The 18121-nt window shown below is 63.0% G+C and carries 13 protein-coding genes; 8 read left to right on the top strand and 5 right to left on the bottom strand.

The genetic code is table 11. From position 1 onward, the window contains the following. Nucleotides 1-59: 59 nt before the first annotated feature. Nucleotides 60-2345, bottom strand: a complete 2286-nt coding sequence (locus J2X35_RS12385) for an NADP-dependent malic enzyme (RefSeq protein WP_056113245.1) — start codon at nt 2343-2345, stop codon at nt 60-62. Between the two features lie 252 nt (nt 2346-2597). Between J2X35_RS12385 and mutS the strand changes: the two genes are divergently transcribed. Beyond that, a complete protein-coding gene (gene mutS, locus J2X35_RS12380; RefSeq protein ID WP_310186146.1) occupies nt 2598-5309 on the top strand; it encodes a DNA mismatch repair protein MutS in 2712 nt (903 codons plus the stop codon). On the opposite strand, the gene J2X35_RS12375 is transcribed toward mutS, so the two are convergent. The 3 genes from J2X35_RS12375 to J2X35_RS12365 form a co-directional block, all read right to left on the bottom strand. Further along, entirely contained in the window at nt 5310-5696 is a 387-nt protein-coding gene (locus tag J2X35_RS12375; protein ID WP_310185749.1) for a tautomerase family protein, read from the bottom strand. A 111-nt stretch (nt 5697-5807) separates the two neighbouring features. Further along, nucleotides 5808-6197: a DUF305 domain-containing protein gene (locus J2X35_RS12370; RefSeq protein WP_310185746.1), complete on the bottom strand. Its 390-nt coding sequence runs from the start codon at nt 6195-6197 to the stop codon at nt 5808-5810. 41 nt (nt 6198-6238) lie between these two features. Next, complete coding sequence (locus J2X35_RS12365) at nt 6239-8605, bottom strand: heavy metal translocating P-type ATPase (protein WP_310185743.1); 2367 nt, start codon at nt 8603-8605, stop codon at nt 6239-6241. Nucleotides 8606-8756: 151 nt separating this feature from the next. Here J2X35_RS12365 and J2X35_RS12360 point away from each other — a divergent pair, with 151 nt between their 5' ends. The 6 genes from J2X35_RS12360 to J2X35_RS12335 all read left to right on the top strand — a co-directional run bounded on the left by J2X35_RS12360 (nt 8757) and on the right by J2X35_RS12335 (nt 16707). Next, on the top strand, nt 8757-9536 hold the full coding sequence (locus J2X35_RS12360; protein ID WP_056113256.1) for a GGDEF domain-containing protein: 780 nt from the start codon (nt 8757-8759) through the stop codon (nt 9534-9536). Nucleotides 9537-9614: 78 nt separating this feature from the next. After that, on the top strand, nt 9615-12416 hold the full coding sequence (locus tag J2X35_RS12355; protein ID WP_310185740.1) for a [protein-PII] uridylyltransferase: 2802 nt from the start codon (nt 9615-9617) through the stop codon (nt 12414-12416). Nucleotides 12417-12645: 229 nt separating this feature from the next. Continuing rightward, complete coding sequence (gene murJ, locus J2X35_RS12350) at nt 12646-14232, top strand: murein biosynthesis integral membrane protein MurJ (RefSeq protein WP_056113263.1); 1587 nt, start codon at nt 12646-12648, stop codon at nt 14230-14232. A gap of 146 nt (nt 14233-14378) precedes the next feature. Further along, nucleotides 14379-15452 (top strand): tryptophan--tRNA ligase, encoded by a 1074-nt coding sequence (trpS, locus tag J2X35_RS12345; RefSeq protein ID WP_056113266.1) that lies wholly within the window; start codon nt 14379-14381, stop codon nt 15450-15452. Nucleotides 15453-15524: 72 nt separating this feature from the next. Beyond that, on the top strand, nt 15525-16016 hold the full coding sequence (locus J2X35_RS12340; RefSeq protein ID WP_056113269.1) for a universal stress protein: 492 nt from the start codon (nt 15525-15527) through the stop codon (nt 16014-16016). 121 nt (nt 16017-16137) lie between these two features. After that, nucleotides 16138-16707 (top strand): NifU family protein, encoded by a 570-nt coding sequence (locus J2X35_RS12335; protein WP_056116241.1) that lies wholly within the window; start codon nt 16138-16140, stop codon nt 16705-16707. 152 nt (nt 16708-16859) lie between these two features. On the opposite strand, the gene J2X35_RS12330 is transcribed toward J2X35_RS12335, so the two are convergent. After that, nucleotides 16860-17480, bottom strand: coding sequence for a L,D-transpeptidase (locus J2X35_RS12330; RefSeq protein ID WP_056113274.1), 621 nt, complete (start codon nt 17478-17480; stop codon nt 16860-16862). Between the two features lie 235 nt (nt 17481-17715). Here J2X35_RS12330 and cueR point away from each other — a divergent pair, with 235 nt between their 5' ends. Next, nucleotides 17716-18108, top strand: a complete 393-nt coding sequence (gene cueR, locus J2X35_RS12325) for a Cu(I)-responsive transcriptional regulator (RefSeq protein WP_310185736.1) — start codon at nt 17716-17718, stop codon at nt 18106-18108. Nucleotides 18109-18121: the final 13 nt, after the last annotated feature.

Here is an 18121-nt window from a genome sequence, read left to right as displayed (position 1 = left end):
CGGCAAAAAAGAAGGGCCGTTTGGCGGCCCTTCTTTTCCTTGCCTGGTTACAGGGACGATCACGTCCCTGCGGAAAATGCCGCCATTGCCGCCATGTTGACGATGTCAGAGTCCTTGGCGTTCAGGCTGACGATCTGCACCGGCTTGTTCAGGCCGACCAGCAGCGGGCCGATGACGGTCGAGCCGCCGAGTTCCTGCAGCATCTTCGTCGAGATCGAGGCCGAGTGAAACGCCGGCATGACCAGCACGTTCGCCGGGCCTGAGAGACGGATGAACGGGTACTGGCCCATGGCGCGCGCATTGAGCGCAACGTCGGCTGCCATTTCGCCGTCATACTCGAAATCGACGCGCCGCTTGTCGAGAATGCGGACGGCCTCCTGAATCCGCTCGGAACGTTCGCCATGCGGATGGCCGAAGGTGGAATAGGCGAGCATGGCCAGACGCGGCTCGTAACCCATGCGGCGGGCAAAGCCGGCCGCTTCCTCGGCGATATCGGCGATCTGCTCTGCATTCGGCATATCGTGTACAGCCGTGTCGGCGACGATGACGGTGCGGCCGCGCGCCAGCACGATCGAGACGCCGATGACGCGGTGCCCCGGCTTGGCGTCGATGACGCGGCGGATGTCGTCAAGCGCCGTCGAATAATTGCGCGTCACGCCGGTGACGATGCCGTCGGCGTCGCCCAAGGCCACCATGCAGGCGGCGAAGTGGTTGCGGTCGTTGTTGATGAGGCGCTGGCAATCGCGGAACAGGAATCCTTTTCGCTGCATCCGCTCATAGAGATAGTCGGCATAGATGGCGTTCTTGCGCGACAGCCGGGCGTTGATGATCTCGAGCCCGGGCTTGTTCAGATCGACGCCGGCATTGCGGGCGTTTTCCTTGATGACGTCGTCGCGGCCCAAAAGAATGGCGGTGCCCAGCCGCTGGTTGACGTAGGCAACCGCCGCGCGCATCACCTGGTCCTCCTCGCCCTCGGCAAAAACGATACGCTTCGGCTGCCGCCGCACGCGGTCGTAGATGCGCTGCAGGGTAGAGGCGATAGGGTCGCGCCGGGCCGACAGTTCGTTGGCGTATTTGTCGAGATCGAGGATCGGCTTCCCCGCGACACCGGACTCCATGGCCGCCTTCGCCACGGCCACCGGAATGGCCGAGATCAATCTCGGGTCGAAAGGGACGGGGATGATATAGTTGGGGCCGTATTTCGGCCGGTTGCCCTGATAGGCTGCCGCGACATCGTCTGGCACATCCTGTCGCGCCAGATCGGCAAGCGCGCGGGCGGCCGCGATCTTCATATCGTCATTGATGGTGGTCGCGCGCACGTCCAGCGCGCCGCGGAAGATATAGGGGAAGCCCAGCACGTTATTGACCTGGTTCGGATAATCCGAGCGGCCCGTCGCCATGATAGCGTCGGTGCGGATTTCGGCGGCTTCCTCCGGTGTGATTTCCGGGTCCGGATTGGCCATGGCGAAGATGATCGGGTTCTTGGCCATCGATTGCACCATCGCCGGCGTCAGCGCGCCCTTGGCGGACAGGCCGAGGAACACATCGGCGCCATCCAGCGCGTCAGCCAGAGAGCGTGCTTCTGTCTTCACCGCATGGGCCGATTTCCACTGGTTCATGCCTTCGGTGCGGCCCTGGTAGACGACGCCCTTGGTGTCGCACAGGATGACGTTTTCCGGCGCGAATCCCATCGCCTTGATCAGCTCGATGCAAGCGATGCCCGCCGCTCCCGCGCCGTTGCAGACGAGCTTCGTCGTCTTCATGTCGCGGCCGGTCAGGTCGAGCGCGTTGATCAGGCCGGCGGCCGAGATGATGGCGGTGCCGTGCTGGTCGTCGTGGAAAACCGGTATGTCCATCAGTTCGCGCAGCCGCTGCTCGATGATGAAGCATTCCGGCGCCTTGATGTCTTCCAGATTGATGCCGCCGAAGGACGGTCCGAGGTAGCGCACGCAATTGATGAACTCGTCAGCATCCTCGGTGTCGACTTCGAGGTCGATGGAATCGACATCGGCGAAACGCTTGAACAGGACTGCCTTGCCCTCCATCACCGGCTTGGAAGCGAGCGCGCCGAGATTGCCGAGGCCAAGAATGGCGGTACCGTTGGAGATGACGGCCACCATGTTGCCGCGCGTCGTGTAGTCGAAGGCACGCGATGGATCGTCCGCGATCGCCTTGACCGGAACGGCGACGCCGGGAGAGTAGGCAAGGCTGAGGTCGCGCTGCGTCGCCATCGGCTTGGTCGGGCTAATCTCAAGCTTGCCTGGCCGGCCCATGGCGTGGAATTCCAGCGCCTCCTGTTCACTCACAGACGGCGTCTGACCGTTGGACTTGTCGTTTCTTGCCATTTTAAGAGATTTCCTTCCCGGGGGTGCCGCGCCATTTGATCCGGCTGCCTGCTTTCTTCTGTGGAGTGTGATCGATTAAGGCTACACATCGAAACTGTAAACCGCCAAGCAGCAGAAGATTGTTTTTGTGCAGAGCTCGATCGGGATGTCAGGCAGAAAAAACAGGGGGACTTGCGCACCCTCCTCCTCGCCGGGGAGGGCGCCCGAACCTGGCGCAATGAAGCGGGAATCCCTGTGAACGACGAGACGCCGATCCGGACAGGAATCGCGGTGCCGGCTTCGGCTGCCGCTGGCACCGTCACGCCGATGATGGAGCAGTTCATCGAGATCAAGGCGGCGAATCCGGATTCGCTGCTGTTCTACCGCATGGGTGATTTCTACGAACTTTTCTTCGACGATGCCGAGAAGGCGAGCGCGGCGCTGGGCATCGTATTGACCAAGCGTGGCAAGCATCAGGGCGCCGATATCCCGATGTGCGGCGTGCCGGTCCATGCCGCCGACGACTATCTCCAGAAGCTGATTGCACGGGGCTTCCGTGTCGCCGTCTGCGAGCAGATCGAGGATCCGGCCGAAGCGCGCAAGCGCGGTTCCAAATCGGTCGTGCGCCGCGATGTCATCCGGCTGGTGACGCCGGGCACGATCACCGAGGAAAAGCTGCTCGCGCCTTCGGAATCCAGCTTCCTTATGGCGCTTGGCCGGGTCAAGGGCGCCAGTGGTGGCATTGGCGGCCTGGCCCTTGCCTGGATAGACATCTCGACCGGTGCGTTCCGGGTTGCCGAAACCACCGATGAACGGCTCCTGGCGGACATCTGCAGGGTCGATCCGCGCGAACTGATCGTGGCCGATGCCGTCTTCTACGATCCCGGGTTGAAGCCGGTCTTCGATCTGCTCGGTCGCGTCGCCAATCCGCAGCCGGCCAGCCTGTTCGATTCTGCTTCGGCAGCGGGCCACATCGCCCGCTTCTTCGACGTGGCGACGCCGGACAGTTTCGGCGCCTTCTCCCGCGCCGAGCTCTCGGCGATATCGGGTATCATCGCCTATGTCGAAAAGACGCAGAAGGCGGAGCGGCCGCCTCTGTCGAGGCCGGAACGCGAAGAAAGCGGCTCGACCCTGTTTATCGACCCGGCGACCCGGGCCAATCTGGAACTGCTGCGTACATTGTCGGGCAGCCGCGACGGCTCGCTGTTCAAGGCCATAGACCGCACCGTCACCGGCGGCGGCGCGCGCCTGCTGGCCGACCGGCTGATGGCGCCGCTGACCGATCCGGACAGGATCGCCGCGCGACTGGATTCAGTCTCCTTCTTCCGCGCCGAACCGCGCTTGTGCGAAGCGGTGCGGCAGGCTCTGAAAGGCGTCGCCGACATGCCGCGCGCTTTGTCCAGGCTGGCGCTAAACCGTGGCGGCCCACGCGACCTCGGCGCCTTGCGGGCCGGATGCGAGGCCGCCGCGCAGCTTTCCGCCATCTTCGCCAAAGCCGAACCGCCCGTCGAGTTGCAGCGGGCGCTGGAAGCGATCGCGGCATTGCCGCGGCCGCTGGTCGAGCATCTCGCTCGCGCACTGTCGGACGAACTGCCGCTGCTGAAGCGAGACGGCGGTTTCGTGCGCGCCGGCTACGACTACGAGCTCGACGAGATGCGGGCGCTGCGCGACGAGTCGCGAAAAGTCATTGCCGCCATGGAGCGCGAGCTGATCGAGGAGACCGGCATAAGGTCGCTCAAGATCCGCCACAACAATGTGCTCGGCTATTATATCGAGGTGACCGCCAACCACCATTCGGTGCTGGCGGGATCGGATGGCGCCAAGGCCCGGTTCATCCATCGCCAGACCATGGCCAACGCCATGCGCTTCACCACGACGGAACTGGCCGGGCTGGAAACCAGGATCGCCAACGCGGCGGATCGGGCGCTGACCATCGAACTGACCGCCTTCGAGCGGCTGTGCGCCGAAGCGGTAGCGGATGCTGCCAAAATCCGCGCCGCCGCCGAGGCGCTGGCAGTCCTCGATGTTTCGGCGGCGCTTGCGCTGTTGTCGGAAAGCGAGAACTGGTGCCGGCCCCTGGTGGATTCAAGCCTGGCCTTCGAAGTGGCTGGCGGCCGGCATCCGGTGGTCGAACAGGCGCTCCGGCGATCGGGCGAGGGGCCGTTCGTCGCCAATGATTGCGATCTGTCGCCGGAAGGCGACGGGCCGCATGGAGCGATCTGGTTGCTCACCGGCCCGAACATGGGCGGCAAGTCCACCTTCCTGCGCCAGAACGCGCTGATCGCGGTCCTGGCGCAGATGGGCTCCTTCGTTCCGGCGCAGAGCGCCCATATCGGCGTCGTCGACCGGCTGTTCTCGCGCGTCGGCGCATCGGACGATCTGGCGCGCGGTCGCTCGACCTTCATGGTAGAAATGGTCGAGACCGCCGCCATCCTCAACCAGGCCGGCGAGCGGGCGCTGGTTATTCTCGATGAGATCGGCCGCGGCACCGCGACGTTCGACGGTCTCTCTATCGCTTGGGCGGCGGTGGAGTATCTGCATGAGCAGAACCGCTGCCGCGCCATCTTCGCTACCCATTTCCACGAGATGACGGCGCTTTCCGGCAAGTTGCCCCGCCTGCACAACGTCACCATGCGGGTGAAGGAGTGGGAAGGCGACGTCGTCTTCCTGCACGAGGTTGGCAAGGGCGCCGCCGACCGCTCCTATGGCGTGCAGGTGGCGCGGCTCGCGGGCCTGCCCGAGGCCGTGGTGGCGCGCGCCCGAGAAGTGCTGCAGCAATTGGAAGCCGGCGAAGTGTCCGGCAAGACAGACCGGCTCATCGACGATCTGCCACTGTTCTCGGCTGTGCTGAAGCGTGAAGCGCCCGCGCCGAAGACAGCCGAAAACGTTGGCGAAGCGCTGGGCAACATGAATCCAGACGAGATGACGCCAAGAGAAGCGCTGGAAGCGCTCTACCGGCTGAAGGGGCTGACCCGGAAACCGTAGCTATTCCGGCACGTACTGGGCTTCGCCATTGCCGAACGACCAATCGATAAGCTCGTTCTCGGTCAGCACGATCATGATGTCCTCTTTACGAAGGCCTGCGCGCGCAACGAGGTTGTCGGCAATAGCCCGGTAGAGCGCCCGCTTCTTTGCAACTGTGCGACCCGAACGCATGGTGATCTGGATGATCACCGCATCTTCGCTGCGCTCGATATCCATGTAGGTCGGGTCGATCACCAGCCTGCCTGCGGCATGTTCGGTGATGACCTGAAACCGGTCTGCCTGCGGGATGTCGATGGTGGCGACCATCGCATCATGCACGCCTTCGGATACGCTTTTGACGAAGGCCTCACCTTTGCCCGCGGGAACGGAAATCCGAACGAGAGGCATCTGCGCGTTCCTTCCAAAAGGGAAATCCTACGCTTGGATAGATCGGTGCAGCAACGTCGATTGCTGAGAGGCCAGAAGGGCTGAACAGTCGGACCAGCCGGAGTTCTTGCGCTATTTCGGTGCGTGCGCGGCAAGCCACTCCTGCATCTGCTTGATCTCGGCCTCCTGCGCCTTGATCACTGTCTCTGCCAGCTTGCGGATTTCGGGGTCCTTGCCGTGTTCGAGCTCGACCTTGGCCATGTCGATGGCCCCCTGATGGTGCGGAATCATGCCGCGCACGAAGTCGATATCGGCGTTGCCAGTGTAAGGGATGGCCATGTCGCCATGCATCTTGTCCATCGCCTTCCTGTAGCCCTCGGTCGAGGGACCGTCGGCGGCGGTCGTGGTCATGCCGCTCATATCGTGGCCTTTGTGGTCCTGAGCCGGCGCGGTTTCGAGGAAAACGGCAAGCAGCATTCCAGCTGCCATCAGCGCCAGCACGATCTTCTTGAATGGGGTCATGGAGGTTCCTTTCGAGGTTACGTAGCGCCCCGCCCTGGGGTCTATAATTTCAGCGTCCGCAGCCGCAGCGCATTGCCGATGACCGAGACGGAAGAAAGGCTCATCGCCGCGGCGGCCAGCATTGGCGACAGCAATGCGCCGGTCATCGGATAAAGCACGCCGGCCGCCACCGGCACGCCCAGCACATTGTAGAGGAAGGCGAAGACCAGGTTCTGGCGGATGTTGCGCAGCGTGCCTTCCGCCAGCCTTCTCGCCCTCACGATGCCGGCGAGGTCGCCCTTGAGCAGCGTAATGCCGGCGCTTTCCACGGCAACGTCCGCACCCGATCCCATGGCGATGCCGACATCGGCCGTCGCCAGCGCCGGCGCGTCGTTGACCCCGTCCCCGGCCATGGCGACGATGCCGCCGCGTTGGCGCAGCTCTTCGATAAGGTCGCTTTTCTGCTCGGGCAGCAGGCCGGCGCGCATCTGATCGATGCCGAGTTTCGCCGCGACGGCTTTCGCCGTGCGCCAGTTGTCGCCGGTGGCCATCACTACCGTGACGCCCCTTTCCTGCAGGGCGCGGATCGCCTCGCCGGCGTTCGCCTTGAGCGGATCGGCAACCGCCACGAGACCGGCGAGCCGACCGTCGACAGTGACGAACATGACGGTTTTTCCCTCGGCTTGCATCGCCTCCGCCCGGGGGATCATCGGCTGTGCATCGATGCCGAAATCGGCCAGCATCGCCGCGTTGCCGAGCGTCACCTGCCGGTCCGAGACGGTTCCCGAAACGCCTTTGCCGGTGATCGCTTCGAAATTCCCGGCTTCGCCCGGGCGGACGCCACGTTCCCGCGCGCCATCGACGATGGCTCCCGCCAGCGGATGCTCGGAGCCGACTTCGAGCCCCGCTGCCAGCGCCAGCAGCTCGTCTTCAGCAATGTCTTGAGCAACCACATCGGTCAGCCGGGGCCGGCCTTCGGTCAGCGTCCCGGTCTTGTCGACCACCAGCATGTTGACGGAGGCTAGACGTTCGAGCGCCGCGGCATCCTTGACCAGGACGCCGGCATGGGCGCCACGCCCGGTGGCCGTCATGATCGACATCGGCGTGGCGAGCCCGAGCGCGCAGGGACAGGCGATGATCAGCACCGAAACGGCCGAAGCGATGGCGAAGGCGAGGCCGGGACCGAATAGCAGCCAAATCAGGAAGGACGCCAACGCCACCAGCGCCACGGCGGGGACGAAATAGAAAGAGACGCGATCGGCCAGACCCTGGATCGGCGCACGGCTGCGCTGCGCCTTGGCGACCAACTCGACGATGCGTGCCAGCGTGGTGTCGGCGCCCACCTTTTCGGCCTGCATGATCAGCGAGCCATTCTTGTTCAGCGTTCCGCCGGTCAGGGCGTCGCCCTCGGTCTTCTCGACCGGAACCGGCTCGCCGGTGATCATCGATTCGTCTACCGAGGAACGCCCCTCGACCACTCTGCCGTCGACGGGAACGGCTTCACCCGGCCGGATGCGCAGCCGGTCGCCGGCTTTCACCTCGTCGCGCGGTACATCGGTCTCGGAACCGTCACGGTTAAGCCGCCGCGCGGTCTTCGGAGCGAGGTCGAGCAAGGCGCGGATCGCCGAGCCGGTTTGCTCGCGCGCCCGCAGTTCCAGCACCTGGCCGAGGAAGACCAGCGCCACGATGACCGCAGAGGCCTCGAAATAGACCGGCACCGCGCCGCCATGGCCTCGGATTTCGTGCGGGAAAAGCCCCGGGAACAAGACGGCGACCAGACTATAGAGATAGGCGGCACCGACGCCGAGCGAAATCAGCGTCCACATGTTCAGACTGCGGTTGACGATGGAAGCCCAGCCGCGCTCGAAAAAGGGCAGCGCCGCCCACAGCACCACCGGCGTGGCGAGCACAAGCTCGACCCATACGGCCAGGCCCTCGCCGATCCAACTGCGCGCCGGCAGGCCGAGCATCGAGCCCATGGTCAGGAGCAGGAGCGGCACTGACAGCGCCGCACTCACCCAGAAGCGTCGGGTGAAATCGACCAGCTCGGGATTCGGTCCCGCATCGTCCGCCGGAACACCCATCGGCTCCAGGGCCATGCCGCAGATCGGGCATGAACCGGGTTTGTCTCGGATAATCTCCGGATGCATCGGGCAGGTGTATTGCGTTCCTTTCGGCATTGGGGCCGGGTCCGGTCGCTCACCCAGATACCTTGTCGGGTCGGCTTCGAATTTCTTCAGGCAGCCTTCGGAGCAGAAGTAGTGTTTTTCTCCGTCGTGATGCAGGAAATGAGCCGCGGTGGCGGGATCGACAACCATACCGCACACCGGATCGCGTAGGACACTGCTCTCCTTTGCCATGGCTGGATGCGCCGCGCAGCAGGCGCTGCTTGCGGCATGATGATGATGGGAGTGATCGGACTGGGCCATTGGCATCTCGCTGTCGTTTCATCAGGAGATAAGGCTTCCAGTTACTGGAAGGTCAAGGGCTTAGAATCCTGATGCTTGAATATGAGCTATCGCTAAAATCTTAGCCGTTCCAATAAACGGAATTTAGCCGCCGTAGACTAGGCTCGGCGAAATGAATGAAATAAAAAAACGTATATTGGCCAAAACCTTGCTGGTCATTGGGCCGGCGGTCATCGCAACGTTTGCACTCTCGTTTTCATTGCGTCTGGCTTTCGGCATGCCGATCGACTGGCTGAGCTGGGTCGAATGCGCCGCCATCCCTGTACTGGTGGGAACGCCGATCGCCGCTTTCATTTTCTCGCAGGCAGAGAGACTTCAGTCCGCACTTGCAGAACTGGGCGAATCACATCGCAGCCTCGTTGAAACGCATGACACGCTGGCATTCGTTACCGGCCATGACCGAATGACCGGGCTTCCCAATCGCGAGGTTTTCCTGCGGCGCGTGGAGGAAGTGCGCCGGCGCGACGAAGCCTACGCGCTTCTTGCTATCGATCCCGACGGCTTCAAGAGCATCAATGACCGCTTTGGCTACGCACGGGGTGACGAAGCCCTGATCAGGGTGGCAAAGGCCATCCAGTATGCCGTCCGTCCGGTCGACATCGTTGGCCGCATCGCCGGCGACGAGTTTGGCGTGTTCCTTGTCTCCGTGGGCCCAGATGAGGCGCAACGGCTGGCCGAACTGATCCGCCGCCAGGTCGAGATCATTCCATGGCATGTCGATGGCGCCCGCATGCCCGATGTGAAAGTAAGCGTCGGCGGTGTCCTCATCCCGCGGTGCAGCCCCTTCCGCATCGTCGACGTGCTGCGTCAGGCAGACCGCCAGATGGAGGATGCCAAACGGCAGGGCGGCAACCGCGTCGCTCTGAACCATGCGCTGCCGGCGGTCGCATGAGTTCGTCTTTTTCTGCCCATACCCACGGACCGGAAAACAGGCTATAGACCGCGCCGGAAAAAGGGTCCGTCCGGCTTTATGGCGAAGATATCTCTCAAGCTAGATCATCTCATCGACGGCGACGCCCTGCGCCGCGACCTAACGGCGCTGACATCGGCCACCGGCGGCGACGGTGCGGCCGCTTCGGTCCGAGCTCAGGTCCTGCAGGCGCTGAAGGAGAGAATGATCGCCGGTCGCAAGACCGCCGAGGACATGTTGAAGGAAGATGGCGGCGGCACCGCCTGCGCTGCCCGTCTTTCACATCTGATGGATGAGCTGATCAGGGCGCTTTACGACTTCGCCGTCACCAACGTCTACCGGGCTCGCAATCCTTCGCTGGGCGAGCGCATCGCCATCGTTGCCGTGGGCGGCTACGGACGTGGCACACTGGCGCCCGGTTCGGATATCGACCTGCTTTTTTTGCTTCCCTCCAAGCAAACGCCCTGGGGTGAGCAGGTCGTCGGATATATCCTGCACATACTGTGGGATCTTGGCCTCAAGGTCGGTCATGCCACCCGCGACATCGAGGACTGCATCCGACTTTCGCTCTCCGACATCACCATCCGCACCTCCATCCTCGAAGCCCGCTTCTTGTGGGGCGAGGAAAAGCTCTACCAGGAGCTTGTCGGGCGTTTCGACCGGGATGTAGTGCGGCCCACCGGGCCGGAATTCGTCCAGGCCAAGCTTGCCGAACGCGATGACCGCCACGCCAAGGCCGGCGAAAGCCGCTATCTGGTCGAGCCCAACGTCAAGGATGGCAAGGGCGGACTGCGCGATCTGCAGACGCTGTTCTGGATCGGCAAGTATTTCTACCGCGTCCGCACCGGCGAGGAATTGGTCGACAAGGCCGTCTTCACGGACGCCGAATACCGCTCATTCCTGAAGGCCGAGGATTTCCTCTGGGCGGTGCGCTGCCACATGCACTTCCTGACAGGAAAAGCGGAGGAGCGGCTGCATTTCGACATCCAGCGCGAAATCGCCGAACGCCTTGGCTACACCAGCCATCCCGGACTGTCGGCGGTCGAACGCTTCATGAAGCATTATTTCCTCGTCGCCAAGGAAGTGGGTGATCTGACCCGAATCTTCTGCGCAGCACTTGAGGAGGAACAGGCCAAGCATGTGCCCGGCTTCAACCGCATTTTCCAGACCTTTCAGCGGCGCAAGCGCAAGCTGGCCGGTACCGCCGACTTCATCGTCGACAATCACCGCATCAACGTCGCTGACGACAAGGTTTTCGAGCGCGACCCGGTCAATCTGCTGCGGCTGTTCTGGCTGGCGGACAAGCACGGGCTGGAATTTCACCCCGACGCACTAAAGCTGCTCACCCGCTCGTTGAAACTGGTGGACCGGGCGTTGCGGCGCGACCCGGAGGCAAACCGCCTGTTTCTCGATATCCTGACTTCGGACCGCAATCCGGAACTCAATTTGCGGCGCATGAACGAAGCCGGGCTGCTCGGTAAGCTGATCCCGGATTTTGGCAAGATCGTCGCGATGATGCAGTTCAACATGTATCATCACTACACGGTGGACGAGCACCTCATACGCTGCATCGGTGTGCTGTCCGAGATCGAGCATGGCGACAGCAAGAAAATACATCCGCTTTCGCACGCATTGATGCCTGGATTGAAGGGCAGCCGCGAAATGCTCTATGTCGCGGTTCTGCTGCACGATATCGCCAAGGGCCGGCCCGAGGATCATTCGGAGGCTGGCGCGAGGATCGCACGGCGCATCGGCCCGCATATGGGCCTGTCGGCCGCCGACACCGAGACGGTCGTCTGGCTGGTCGAAAATCATCTCTTGATGTCGATGACCGCCCAGACGCGCGACCTCAACGACCGCAAGACCATCGACGATTTCGCCTCCGTCGTTCAGACGGTGGACCGGCTCAAGTTCCTGCTCATCCTCACTGTCTGCGACATACGCGGCGTCGGTCCCGGTGTCTGGAACGGCTGGAAGGGCCAACTGCTCAGGACGCTTTACTATGAGACGGAACTCGCCCTCACCGGCGGCTTCTCGGAAGTGTCCCGCGCCGAACGGGCATCGGTCGCGCGCGAAAAGCTGGCTGAGGGCCTGTCCGGCTGGCCGGATGCGGAACGCCATCGCGTCGTCGGGCTCCACTACGAGAATTATCTTCTGGCGGTCGATCTGGCCGACCAGCTGCGCCATGCCGAGTTCATCCGCGAGGCCGACGGTGCCGGCAGGAAGCTCGCCACCATGGTGAAGACGCATCAGTTCGAGGCGGTCACCGAGATCACCGTGCTGGCGCCGGACCATCCGCGCCTTTTATCCGTCATCGCCGGGGCTTGCGTCGCGGCGGGCGGCAACATCGTCGATGCCCAGATCTTCACGACGTCCGACGGCCGGGCGCTCGACTCCATCCTCATCAATCGTGAATTCGATCGCGATGAAGACGAACGCCGCCGCGCCGAGCGGGTCGGCAAGCTGATCGAGGACGTGCTTTCCGGCCGGGCATGGCTGCCGGAGATGATCGAGAAACGCACCAAGCCGAAGCGCGGCGCCAAGGTGTTCCGCATTCCGCCCCGCGCCGAGGTCCGCAACGCCCTGTCGAACCGCTTCTCCGTCATCGAGGTCGAGGGTCTCGACAGGCCGGGGCTTCTCTCGGAAATCACCGGAACGCTGTCCGATCTCTCGCTCGACATTGCCTCGGCCCATATCACGACGTTCGGCGAAAAGGTCATCGACACCTTCTACGTCACCGACCTGACGGGCCAGAAGCTTGAAAACTCGGCCCGCGTAAAAACCGTGCGCGACCGGCTGACAGCGGTACTGGAGGATGCCGTCCCCCAGCGCGCTGGCAAGGTCAGGGCGGCGGCGGAATGAGGGTGCGTCTTTCGAGGCTCGTCCGCCCGTCGATGCGGCCGCCCGACGCGTGCCCTGCGCGCACGCACCTCAGGATCAGGGCTGTTTGTTCTCTACGCCGGCAAATCTTCGTAGGCTTTTCAGGGCTTGAATCGAAGGGCGGAGGCAACGCCCGCTGCAAGCTGTACGCGAAGCGCATCAACAGTCCTCATCCTGAGGCGCGAACGGAGCGAGCCTCGAAGGACGCACTATGAGCCTCGTCAGAAAATTCGCCACGGTCGCATCCGGCACGCTGATGAGCCGGATTCTCGGCTTCACCCGCGAAATGCTGATGGCGGCGGCGCTTGGCACCGGTCCGATCGCCGACGCCTTCAATGCCGCTTTCCAGTTCCCCAACACCTTTCGCCGGCTGTTCGCGGAAGGCGCGTTCAACGCTGCCTTCGTGCCGCTCTTCTCCAAGGAAATCGAAGCCCACGGCCTCGAGGGGGCGAAGCGTTTTTCCGAGGAAGTCTTTGGCGTTTTGTTCAGCGCGCTCCTAGCGCTAACCATCGTCATGGAACTGGCGATGCCGCTGATCGTCCGCTACGCCGTTGCGCCGGGCTTTGCCGACACGCCAGACAAGTTCGCCATGACGGTGACGCTGGCGACCATCATGTTCCCCTATCTGATCTGCATGTCGCTGGGGGCGATGATGGCCGGCATGCTGAATTCGCTGCGCCGCTATTTCGCCGCCGCGGTCGCGCCGGTGTTTCTCAACGTCATTCTCATCGCTGTTCTGGCCTATGCCTGGTATGACGGCCAGGACGCCATCCGCGTCGGCTATGCCTTGTCATGGGGCGTGCTGGCGGCCGGCCTGGTCCAACTCGCCATCGTCTGGGTCGCTGTGCGCCATGCCGGCATTTCCATCGGCTTTCGCATGCCCCGCATGACGCCCAACGTCAAACGGCTGCTGGTGCTGGCGTTTCCGGCGGCGATCACCGGCGGCATCACCCAGATCAACCAGCTCATCGGTACTGCCATCGCCTCGGGGCAGGACAGCGCGGTGTCGTCGCTCGCCTATGCCGATCGCATCTACCAGTTGCCGCTTGGCGTCGTCGGTATCGCGGTGGCCATCGTGCTCCTGCCGGAACTGTCGCGGGCGCTGAAGGCGGGCAATGTGGTCGAGGCCGCAAATCTGCAGAACCGGTCGGTCGAATTCACCCTCTTCATGACACTCCCGGCAGCGGCAGCGCTTCTGGTCATGTCGGAACCCATCGTGCGGCTGCTTTATGAACGCGGCGCCTTCGCCGCCAACAATTCGACGCCGACCGTTGCCGCCATCCTGGCCATCTTCGGGCTGGGACTTCCGGCCTTCGTGCTCATCAAGGCGTTCACGCCGGGCTATTTCGCCCGCGAGGATACGCGCACGCCAATGGTCTTTGCCGCCATATCGGTCGCCGTCAACGTCGCTACCGCGCTCACCCTGTTTCCGTCCATGGGCGCGCCGGGCATTGCCGTCGCCTCGGCGGCGGCCGGCTGGGTCAACGCGGCGCTTCTGCTAGGTGTGCTGGTCCGGCGCGGTCACTGGGGCAGGGACGTGCCGCTGCTCAAGCGCATACCGCGCCTTCTGCTATCGGCCGCTCTGATGGGCGTGGCATTGTGGTTCGGCCAAGACTGGCTCGCGCCGCAACTGGCTTCATCCGCCCCGCTTCTGACCAAGGCGGTGGCGCTCGCACTGCTTTCCGGAGCCGGCGCCATTCTCTATTTCGCGCTCGCCTTCCTCACAGGGGGCGCCGATTTTGGCATGATCAGAAGAAATGTGAAGCGGGGGGCCAAGGCCGCCGAACCACCGCCGTAAACCACGGATATCTTGCCTATGGCTGCGTCATCGGTCATAAGCGCGTCCGAATTTGCCCACCGGGTTCCAGCAGCGTGGCCGTCGAAAAGTGTCAAACTTCTCGGGGTCATGCTCGACCGGCCCTCCATAAGCCAGGGAAAACAATCATGCCCTCCAGTCCTTTCCGGGAACTCGTGTTTTCCGGCGTGCAGCCGACCGGAAATCTGCATCTCGGCAACTATCTCGGCGCCATCAAGCAGTTCGTCGCGCTGCAGGAAAAGTCCGATTGCATCTACTGCGTCGTCGATCTGCATTCGCTCACAGCACAGCTGGTGCACAAGGATCTGCAGGACCAGACACGCTCGATCACCGCCGCCTTTCTAGCATCGGGCATCGACCCCAAAAAGCACATCGTCTTCAACCAGTCGCGGGTGATGCAGCACGCCGAACTCGCCTGGATATTCAATTGCGTGGCCCGCATCGGCTGGATGAACCGCATGACGCAGTTCAAGGACAAGGCCGGCAAGGACCGCGAGAACGCCTCGCTCGGCCTGCTCGCCTATCCGAGCCTGATGGCCGCAGACATTTTGGTCTACCGCGCTACCCACGTGCCGGTGGGCGACGACCAGAAGCAGCATCTGGAGCTGACCCGCGACATCGCCCAGAAGTTCAACAACGACTTTTCCGGCCGCATCGCCGACCTCGGCCTTGGGGTCGAGATGCAGGTCGGCGACGAGACGGTCAACGGCTTTTTCCCGATCACCGAGCCTGTCATCGGCGGTCCGGCGACGCGCATCATGTCGCTGCGCGACGGAGCGAAGAAGATGTCAAAGTCCGATCCCTCCGACCTGTCGCGCATCAACCTGACCGACGATGCCGACACCATTTCCAAGAAGATCCGCAAGGCCAAGACCGACCCGGATGCGCTGCCGAGCGAGCCGGACGGTCTTGCCGGCCGGCCCGAGGCGGAGAATCTGGTGGGCATCTATGCCGGTCTCGCCGACATCTCGAAGGAAGCGGTGCTGAAGGAATTCGGCGGCCGTCAATTCTCGGAGTTCAAGCCGGCCCTGGCCGATCTGGCGGTGGAGAGAATGGCGCCAGTGGCAGCCGAGATGCGGCGCATTTCAGCCGATCCGGCCTTTGTCGATGCTGTTCTGAAGGATGGCGGCGAACGGGCCGGCGCCCTTGCCGAAGCCACCATGAAGCACGTGCGCGACATCGTCGGGCTGCTGCAGGGTTAGAAGACACCGCGGCAACGCTGCTTGCCGCTGAGGGGCGGCAATGGCAGATTGCCCGAAACGGGAAGACAGCCAATGGTTTCAAAACGTCTCAGCCGGGAAGCCGGCCACCGGCGGAAGTTCCTGGCCATCATCGACGATACGCCCGAATGCGAACGGGCCGTGGTCTATGCATCGAAACGAGCGCAGACCACCAATGGCGTTCTCGTGCTTCTCTATGTCATTGAGCCGGACGATTTCCAGCATTGGCTCGGCGTCGAGAAGATCATGCGCGAGGAAGCCAATGCCAATGCCCGTGCCGCGCTCGACGGCTACGCCACCAAGGTCCGGCAGAAATTGGGCATCGAACCCGAACTCGTGGTGAAGGAGGGCAAGCCGGCCGACGAAATCCACAGACTGATCGAGGAAGATCAGGACATCGCCATTCTTGTCCTTGCCGCCGGCGCCGGCAAGGAAGGTCCGGGGCCCCTTGTCGCCTCCATCGCCGGCAAGGGCGCGGCTTTTCCGATTCCTGTCACCGTCGTGCCGCAGAATCTGTCAGACGAGGATCTGGAAAACCTGGCGTAGGGTTCCGACATGATGCGGGACGGTTGCTGAGGCCGTTTCTGCTTGAAGGCCGGACCGATTGGGCTTATTTAGAACTATTCCAAACTATTTGGCCCGCCATACGGCAGGCGTGGAGATCAAGATGTTCATCCAGACCGAGTCGACCCCAAATCCGGCGACGCTGAAATTCCTGCCTGGCAAGGAAGTGCTGCTCGAGGGCACCGCCGATTTCCGCGACGCCGGCAGCGCGGCCGCCGCCTCGCCGCTGGCGGGACGGCTGTTCGAGGTTCCAGGTGTCACCGGCGTCTTCTTCGGCTATGATTTCATCACCGTCACCAAGGACGGCCCTGACTGGCAGCATCTCAAGCCGGCCATTCTTGGCGCCATCATGGAGCATTTCATGTCCGGCGCGCCGGTGATGGTCAACGCCGGCCCCGCCGCCGAGACCAGCCAGACCGGCGAATTCTACGACAAGGCCGACGAGGAGATCGTCGTCACCATCAAGGAACTGCTCGACACCCGCGTACGGCCGGCGGTCGCCCAGGACGGCGGCGACATCACCTTCCGCGGCTTCGAGAACGGCACCGTGTTCCTGCACATGAAGGGTTCCTGCGCCGGCTGCCCCTCATCCACCGCGACGCTGAAGCATGGCATTCAGAACCTGCTGCGCCATTTCGTGCCGGAAGTTCAGCAGGTCGAGCAGGTCTCCTGAACCTCCAAACCGCTTTTCTTTCGGGATAGCACAACAAAAAACCGGGCTGTGAGGCCCGGTTTTCCGTTTGGGACGTCCGTGTTGCCTGGACGGTCCGCGTAAGAAACTTTTGCACCGCTTGACCGGGAGGCAGGTCGCCTCCGCGTCCGTTGCTACTTCACGATGACCTTGGCGCCGACTTCGGCGCGGTTGTAGAGGTCGATGATGTCCTGGTTCATCAGGCGGATGCAGCCCGACGACATCGCCTTGCCGATAGAGTTCCATTCCGGGCTGCCATGCAGCCGGTAGCCGGAATCGCCGCCCTTGTTGAACAGGTACATGGCGCGCGCGCCGAGCGGATTGCTGAGCCCGGGAGGCATGCCGCCGGCCCATTTCGCCAGCTCCGGCTGGCGGCGGATCATCTCGCGCGGCGGCGTCCAGGTCGGCCATTCGCGCTTCAGCGCGATGCGGGCCGTGCCGTGCCATTCGAAACCCTCGCGGCCGACGCCGATGCCGTAGCGCATCGCCTTGCCGTCAGCCATCACGAGGTAAAGAAACTTCTCATTGGTATCGACGATGATGGTGCCGGGCTTCTCCTGGCTGTCGAAGCGGACGATCTGCCGGTGATATTTGCGCGGAACCTTGCTGATCGGAATGCTCGGCAGCCGGTAGCCTGCATCCGTGACCGAACCATAATTGTTGGTGAACATCGGCAGCGAGCCGATGGTGCTGCATCCGGAAAGCGCGGTCGCCAGCACAAGTCCGGCAACGATGGCCAGTGATTTCATCCGCATGAACTGTCCGCACCCCCCAAAATCCGTCGCAGCCCGATTCGAGCCGTCTTTTCGACATCATTCATGCTGGCATTTGCTTTGCTTGCCAAGCAGGCGATGCCTATATGCTTTCCCTTACGCACCGGTAAGCCGATACCTATGGTATTTCGGCAACAGGCTTCACGGGAATGTGAAGGAAAAACAATGAAGCTGCACTTCTTTTAACGGAAAGACGGCTTTGAAAAGGGCAAGGACCATGAATGTCGGAACTGCCGCCCGCCGGTCAGGACTGCCGGCCAAGACCATTCGCTATTATGAGGAAATCGGCCTGATCAGTCCGGTCCGCGCCGGCAATGGCTATCGCGACTATACGGGCGACGACATCCACCGCCTCGCCTTCTTGCGCCGCGCCCGCAATCTCGGCTTTTCCATCGACGATTGCCGTCAGCTCATGGCGCTCTATCGTGACCGCAGCAGAGCCAGCCATGATGTCCGCGCCATCGCCTCGGCGCATGTCGCGGCGATCGAGGAAAAGGTGCGTGAGCTGCAATCGATGCGCGCCACGCTGCAGAAGCTCATCCACGCCTGCCACGGCGACGACCGCCCCGACTGCCCGATCCTGGAGGAAATGGCTGGGGAGATTTCCTGACTGAGCGGGTTCA

It is taken from the genome of Mesorhizobium sp. BE184 (assembly GCF_031457045.1).
Classification (GTDB): Bacteria; Pseudomonadota; Alphaproteobacteria; order Rhizobiales; family Rhizobiaceae; genus Mesorhizobium.
The sequence above is the reverse complement of the archived record's forward strand: the minus strand, read 5'-3'. Positions and strand labels throughout refer to the sequence as shown.